Here is a 6,538-nt window from a genome sequence, read left to right as displayed (position 1 = left end):
CCGTCCAGCCAGCATGGTGAATCAGAAACCTACTGATTTGGGAATCCCAAATCGATTCAACCTAACTCCATCCCGCTCTAATAACTCTTCGGCAGCTCCAGCACTTTTTCGGCAATAAAGCTGAGGATCAACTGCTCGGTGATCGGTGCCAGCCGCGTGATCGAGACTTCGCGGAACAGCCGCTCGACGTGATACTCCTTGGCGTATCCAAAGCCGCCATGGGTCATGATCGCCTGCCACGCCGCGTCGTGGCCGGCGCGGGCGCCGAGGAACTTGGCGGCGTTGGCTTCGGCGCCACAGGGTTTGTCGTGATCGTAGAGCCAGGCGGCGCGCATCGCCATCTGCCAGGCTGACTCCAGATACATCCAGTTCTCCGCGAGCGGATGCTGGATGCCCTGGTTCTGGCCGATCGGCCGGTCGAACACCACACGCTCGCGCGCGTATTTTGCTGCCCGGCGCAGCGCGTCCTGGCCGATCCCGATCGCTTCGACCGCAATGAGGATGCGCTCGGGGTTGAGGCTGTGCAGGATGTATGAAAAGCCCTTGCCCTCTTCGCCGATCCGGTCGGCTTCCGGAATGAACAGCCCGTCGATAAAGATGGCGTTGGAATCGACAGACTTGCGGCCCATCTTGGGAATGCGATGAACGTCGATCTTGGACCGGTCGAGATCGGTGTAGAAGATCGTGATGCCGTCGGTCGGGCGCTTGCAATCCTCGTATTTGGTGGTCCGGGTCAGCAGCATGATCTTGTTGGCGACCTGCGCGGTCGAGGTCCAGACCTTCTGGCCATGCACGAGATAGCCGCCGGGGACCTTCTGCGCAAAAGTCTTGATCCGGGTCGTGTTCAGCCCGGCATCCGGCTCGGTAAAGCCGAAGCAGCACTGATCTTCGCCGGCGACCAGCCGCGGAACCCAGCGCGCCTTCTGCTCCGGCGTACCCTTCACGACGATCGGATGCGGTCCGAACAGATTGATATGCACCGCCGAGGTCGCGGACATGCCGCCGCCATGGCTGGCAACTTCATGCATCATGATCGCGGCCTCGGTCACCCCGAGGCCGGAGCCGCCATATTCTTCCGGCATGGTGATGCCGAGCCAGCCGGCGTCGGCCATCGCGCGATGAAATTCCAACGGGAACTTGCCGTCGTCATCGCGCGCCAGCCAGTAGTCGTCGCCAAAGCGCGCGACGACTGCGCGCACGCCTTCGCGAATGGCCGCCTGATCGTCTCCCGGCTCGAACTCGTTGGCCAATGCACTCATGTGACGTCCTCCCCGGCCGAGGCGAGCGCGCGTTTTGCCGCGATCAGATGCGGCATGTCATACATCTTGCCGTCGATGCCGAGCGTTCCCGCATCGGGCTGCGCCGCGAACGCCGCCACCACGCGGCGCGCATGCGCCAGGTCGGCCTCCGACGGCGTGAAGCATTCGTTGATCGTCGCGACCTGAGCGGGGTGAATGGCGATCTTGCCGACAAAGCCGTCGCGGCGCGCGATCCGGCAGCTTTCCGCCAGTCCCTTCTCATCCCTAAAATCCCCATACAGCGTGTCCAGTGCCATGGCACCCGCAGCCCCCGCGGCGAACAGACACTGCGCCCGCGCGACCTGATACGGGAACGTCCAGCTTCCGTCGGCTTCCTTGTTCGAGAGTGCGCCGAGCGCCGCGCCGAGATCTTCGGCGCCCCACGTCATGGCGACGAGGCGCCGGTTTGGCGTTGCATAACCCGCAAAGCCGATCATGGCGGCCGGCGTCTCGGTTGCGACCACCAGCAGCTTGACGTGACCCGGCGTGACGCCGGTGGCGACCTCCAGCACGTCGACGTAATTCGAAATCAGTTCGATGTCCTGCATGCCGTTGACCTTGGGGATCAGGACGCCGTCGAGGCCGGGTCGGACAATCGCCGCGACGTCGTCAAGCGTCAGGCCGCTGCCGAGCGGGTTGATGCGCACCAGGAACACCCAGTCGCGCGCCGGACCGCCCAGCAGATTTTTCACCATCTCACGCGCCAACGCCTTGCGCGGCGGCGCCACGGCATCTTCAAGATCAAGGATCAGCGCGTCGGCGCCGATGCCGGATGCCTTGGCGAATTTGTGTTCGCTGTCGCCAGGCACAAACAGAAGGGAGCGCAATCTCATGCGGGGCGCCTCATCATCAGACCTATGCGGCGGCAATAGGCGACTTCCTCATTGTGCTGATTGAAGCCGCGATGCTCGAACGTCACGATACCCTGGGTCGGGCGGGACTTGCTCTCGCGCACCGCCAGGATCTTCGTTTCCGCCCTGATCGTATCACCGGCAAAGACCGGGCGCGGAAATTTCGTGTCTTCCATCCCGAGATTTCCGACCGTCGTGCCCAGCGTGGTGTCCTGCACCGACAGACCGATAACCAGGCCGAGGGTGAAGATCGAATTCATCAGCGGTTTGCCGAATTCGGTCGATTTGGCGTATTCGTGATCGATGTGCACCGCTGCCGGATTATAGGTCAGCGACGAGAACAGGATGTTGTCCATGTCGGTGACCGTCCGCCGGATTTCATGGACGAAAGTTTGTCCGACCGAAAACTGCTCGAAATAGAGTCCCGCCATCTGGTTTCCTCGCCTTTCTTGTATTCGTACATACGCGTACGAAATATTCGCTGCCCGACGGGAGTCAGGGCGCTTTCTTCAACGCCTCCGGAAGCCTGGAGCGATGAAAGCCTTCAAAGGGCGCGCTACGACTATGCGGCTCGAGCCTCCACGTCGTTCGCGCATTCGGCGTCCCCCCGTCCACCCGGATGCAGGAACCGGTGACGTAGGCTGCAGCCGGCGACAACAGATACACGATCGCCGCCGAGATTTCGGCCTCGGTGCCGAACCGCTGCAGCGGCACACCGGCGGTGAAGTCATGCAGCTTCTTCTGCATTTCGGGCGTGTAGGTATCGAACCCGCTTGACACGATACCACCGGGGGCGACCGCGTTGACGCGCACGCCCGAGGAAGACCATTCGCACGCCGCGGTTTCGGTCAGCGTCAGCATGCCGCCGCGCGCAGCTCCCGAGTGCGCGAATTCGGGCCAGCCATGCCAGATGTCGGCGATGATGTTGACGATGGCCCCGCCATTGGCCTCCATCCAGCGATTGTAGACCTCGCGCATGAAAATGAACCCGCCGGTCAAATTGCTGCGCACCACCGCCTCAAAACCCTTGGTCGAGATGGTTTTCATTGGCGCGCGGTATTGACCGCCGGCGTTGTTGACGAGCCCGTCGATGCGGCCGTAAGTGCCGAGCACGGCGTCGATCGCCGCGATTACCATCGTCTCGTCGCGGATATCGCAAACCTGGGTGAGAACCCGTCCGCCGTCGTCCTCGATCTCCGACCTCACCTCCGCCAGCTTTTCGGCGGTGCGACCGAGGATCGCGACATTGGCGCCGAGGGCCACCAGTTCGTGCGCGGTGCAACGACCGATCCCGCTGCCACCGCCGGTGACGATGATCGTCTTGCCCTTGAACAGATCCGGCCTGAAGACCGATTGATACGGCATCGTGCTCTCCGAAGGGATGGGCGCGATCGGCAGTTGACCGCCCCGCGCAACAAAAATTAGTACACTATATTATGATATGGTGTATTCTGTTTCGCAAGCGCTTTGCTGAGCGCCTCGACAGGTCGAAGACGACTTGGAACAATCGGCCGCTTATGGCCATCCACACCGCACCGTGACATCCTGCTGTCCTGGCGCGAATGGGAAACGCACGACATGGACAAATTCACCACCATTACCGTCGAGCAACGTGACACCATCGAGATTCTTTCCCTCAATCGGCCGGATGCCCTCAATGCGGTGACACCCGTGATGGCCGACGAGCTGATCGCATACTTTTCGGGGCTCCACGATCGCCTGAGCACGCGCATCGTCATCTTCCGGGGCAATGGGCGGGCGTTTTGCGCCGGGGCCGAGCTCGGGTCCGATGCGTTCGCAGCGCCCGGCGCGGGACGTCCGCAGCGGCAGCTCGACATGCAGCAGCGTTACTCGCGGATCATCCGCCTGATGCGGAGCTGCCCGCAGCCGATCGTGGCACTTGTTCAGGGCGCGGCATGCGGCGCCGGGTTTTCCTTGCTGCTGGCCTCCGATGTCAGATTTGCGACGCCGGCGGCGCGGATGAACGCCGCCTACATACGCGTCGGCGTCGGCGGCTGCGACATGGGGTCCGGCTATCTGTTGCCGCGGCTGGTCGGTCTTTCGGTGGCGTCGGAACTGTTGCTGACCGGACGGTTTCTGGGTGCGGACCGGGCCAAGGCCGTGGGCCTCGTCAGCGACGTTGTTGACGACGACAAATTGCTCAAGACCGGCCTTGCCTTCGCCGCCGAAATGGCCCGCGCCTCGCCGATGGGTTTGCGTCTGACCAAGCAAACGCTGAACGCGCTGATTGACGCGCCCGGCATCGATGCCGCATTGATGATCGAAGACCGTCAGCAGGTGATGCTGCTCGAAACCAGCGATCACCAGGAGGCTGTCGCGGCATTTCGCGAGAAGCGCGACCCGACCTACCGGGATCAATAGAACTACCGTCCCGCAAATGTCGGTTTGCGCTTCTCCCTGAAGGCTTTTACGCCCTCCTGGGCGTCCGCCGTTCGCGAGATCGCGGCCAGCGTTTGCGCCTCGTCTTCCAACTGGCTTTCAATGGAACGGTTGAGCGTCTGCAGGAACAGGCGCTTGATCCCGCCATAGGCTTCGGTGGGGCCGGAAGCCAGTTCGCGCGCGATCTTCTCGGCCTCGGCAACGACCGCATCGTCATTCACGACATAGTCGACCAGTCCAGCCGAAAGCGCGGCGTCGGCGTCCATCGTTTCCGCCAGCAGGAAGAACCGCCGGGCACGGGCGACCCCGATGCGCCGCGTCACGGTTGTCGTCGAGCCGCTGTCCGGCGTGAAGCCGATCTTGGCGAATGCGGATGAAATACGCGCCGATTTGCCGATCACCACCAGATCGCCTGCGGCCATCAGCGAAACACTGCCGCCCGCGACATTGCCTTGCACCGCTACCACCACCGGTGCACGCATGCGGACCATCCGCACGATGGCCGCATGCAAATCCGCCGTCCACGACTTGATGGTCACGGGCAGCGCGGCGCCACGGGAGGCGAGCGCTGCGAGATCGCCGCCGACACTGAACAGCCTTCCGCGCGCGGAAATCAGCACCGATCGTACATCGTCACGCTCGCTCAATTCTGCCATGCAAAGGCCGAACTGGCAGCAGAAGTCGCCGTCGATCGGGTTGCCGCGTTCGGGCTGATTGAGAACGATATGCGCGAGGCCACCGTCGATCGTGCATTCGAAGCTGGTGGTAGCGTTTGCCAGACCCATTGCGTCTCTCCCGGTCGTTCGGACTTGTTGGAAATGCGTTCGAGGCCGGCTCTTCGCCACCGGCCTGGTGTCAGGCTGACCGGCCTTCCTTTTCCTTGCGCGTCGAAGCCTGAATGGCCTCGCGCGCCCGCTGCCAATCGTCAGGCGAAAGTTTTGAAAGCCCGGCAAACGTGCTTGGCGCCGCCAGATGATGCCCGCCGTCAATGCTGATGGTGTCGCCGGTGATGTAGCTGCAGCCATCCGACATCAGGAAGATCATGAGATTGCGCAGCTCATCCATCTTGCCGAACCGCCGCAGCGGAACTTCATCCGCCTGGGTCGCCCCCACGCCGGTCTCCGCCAGCGGATTGAGCTTGTCCCAGGCATTTTCGGTCGGAAACGGCCCGGGCGCCACCGCGTTGACGCGGATGCCCTTCGGTCCCCATTCGACCGCAAGCGACATCGTCATCGCATGGACGGCGGCCTTGGCCATCGCGGCCGGCACCACATAGGCCGATCCGGTCCAGACCCAGGTGACGAGATTGCTGATGATCACGCCGGGAAGGCCTGCTGCGATCCAGCGCCTTCCGCAGCCCTGCGCCGCGTAGAACGAACCGTCCATGATGGTCGACCTGATCGCCTCGTAGCCGCGAGGCGACAACGTCTCGGTCGGCGCCAGGAAATTGGCGCCGGCGTTGTTCACGAGGCCCGTGAGAGGTCCGGTGGCCCAGATTTCCGCCATCATCTTTTCAATGCTGTCGGGATCGCGAACGTTGGCGACCAGCGCCTCGGCCTGCCCGCCCGATCGCGCGCGGATTTCGCCAGCCGCCTGCTCGAGAATTTCCGGCCGGCGGCCGCAGATGAAGACATGCGCGCCGTGCGCGGCGAAGCCTAAGGAAATCTCCTTGCCGAGTCCCGTGCCGCCGCCGGTCACGAGGATGCGCTTGCCCTTGAGGACGTCACGGCTGAACATGAACGGCAAATCCCGCTATTCGAAGCTTACATGACAGCCGAGTCAGGCCGCCAAGTCAAATTAATACACTAATGTACTTCATCTGTAAATCGCGATCGTCCCGGCTCAAAGATCTCCCCGGGAGCTCGATCCGGCTCAACTCCCAGCAAATAGAGCCGATTCCTGGGGATAAGCCCCGCCGGGAATCGCCACGGCCGGGTTCGCCGCGGTGCGTTCCTTTTAAAATACGCTTGTGTATGATATCAGTTGAAT

At 62.7% G+C, this 6,538-nt stretch carries 7 protein-coding genes; 1 reads left to right on the top strand and 6 read right to left on the bottom strand.

Annotated elements, in window-relative coordinates; translation table 11 throughout:
* Positions 1–77: 77 nt before the first annotated feature.
* Genes JQ558_RS03580 through JQ558_RS03565 form a run of 4 tightly spaced genes read right to left on the bottom strand, consistent with a single transcriptional unit; the run spans position 78 to position 3,514 of the window.
* On the bottom strand, positions 78–1,259 hold the full coding sequence (locus tag JQ558_RS03580) for an acyl-CoA dehydrogenase family protein (protein ID WP_212276319.1): 1,182 nt from the start codon (positions 1,257–1,259) through the stop codon (positions 78–80).
* Positions 1,256–2,131 carry a CoA ester lyase gene (locus tag JQ558_RS03575; protein WP_212292857.1) on the bottom strand — a complete coding sequence of 292 codons (876 nt, stop codon included), beginning with the start codon at positions 2,129–2,131 and terminating at the stop codon, positions 1,256–1,258. The genes JQ558_RS03580 and JQ558_RS03575 overlap by 4 nt, the downstream gene beginning before the upstream one ends.
* Positions 2,128–2,604, bottom strand: coding sequence for a MaoC family dehydratase (locus JQ558_RS03570; protein ID WP_409363394.1), 477 nt, complete (start codon positions 2,602–2,604; stop codon positions 2,128–2,130). Before JQ558_RS03570 ends, JQ558_RS03575 begins: the two co-directional genes overlap by 4 nt.
* A 40-nt stretch (positions 2,605–2,644) precedes the next feature.
* Positions 2,645–3,514: an SDR family oxidoreductase gene (locus tag JQ558_RS03565; protein WP_212208291.1), complete on the bottom strand. Its 870-nt coding sequence runs from the start codon at positions 3,512–3,514 to the stop codon at positions 2,645–2,647.
* Between the two features lie 213 nt (positions 3,515–3,727).
* Between JQ558_RS03565 and JQ558_RS03560 the strand changes: the two genes are divergently transcribed.
* Positions 3,728–4,531 (top strand): enoyl-CoA hydratase/isomerase family protein, encoded by an 804-nt coding sequence (locus JQ558_RS03560; protein ID WP_212292856.1) that lies wholly within the window; start codon positions 3,728–3,730, stop codon positions 4,529–4,531.
* Between the two features lie 2 nt (positions 4,532–4,533).
* Here JQ558_RS03560 and JQ558_RS03555 read toward each other — a convergent pair whose 3' ends face one another.
* The gene (locus JQ558_RS03555; RefSeq protein ID WP_212292855.1) at positions 4,534–5,334 is read right to left on the bottom strand and encodes an enoyl-CoA hydratase/isomerase family protein; all 801 of its coding nucleotides are present in this window, start codon (positions 5,332–5,334) and stop codon (positions 4,534–4,536) included.
* Between the two features lie 70 nt (positions 5,335–5,404).
* On the bottom strand, positions 5,405–6,286 hold the full coding sequence (locus JQ558_RS03550; protein ID WP_212268836.1) for an SDR family oxidoreductase: 882 nt from the start codon (positions 6,284–6,286) through the stop codon (positions 5,405–5,407).
* Positions 6,287–6,538: the final 252 nt, after the last annotated feature.

The organism is Bradyrhizobium sp. AUGA SZCCT0160 (assembly GCF_018130105.1).
Classification (GTDB): Bacteria; Pseudomonadota; Alphaproteobacteria; order Rhizobiales; family Xanthobacteraceae; genus Bradyrhizobium.
This window is presented reverse-complemented; position numbering and strand designations above follow the sequence as displayed.

Coding starts and splice junctions, on each gene's coding strand:
- JQ558_RS03565 (WP_212208291.1), bottom strand. CDS start 3,514: ATGCCGTATCAATCGGTCTTCAGGCCGGATCTGTTCAAGGGCAAGACG.
- JQ558_RS03575 (WP_212292857.1), bottom strand. CDS start 2,131: ATGAGATTGCGCTCCCTTCTGTTTGTGCCTGGCGACAGCGAACACAAA.
- JQ558_RS03580 (WP_212276319.1), bottom strand. CDS start 1,259: ATGAGTGCATTGGCCAACGAGTTCGAGCCGGGAGACGATCAGGCGGCC.
- JQ558_RS03555 (WP_212292855.1), bottom strand. CDS start 5,334: ATGGGTCTGGCAAACGCTACCACCAGCTTCGAATGCACGATCGACGGT.
- JQ558_RS03560 (WP_212292856.1), top strand. CDS start 3,728: ATGGACAAATTCACCACCATTACCGTCGAGCAACGTGACACCATCGAG.
- JQ558_RS03550 (WP_212268836.1), bottom strand. CDS start 6,286: ATGTTCAGCCGTGACGTCCTCAAGGGCAAGCGCATCCTCGTGACCGGC.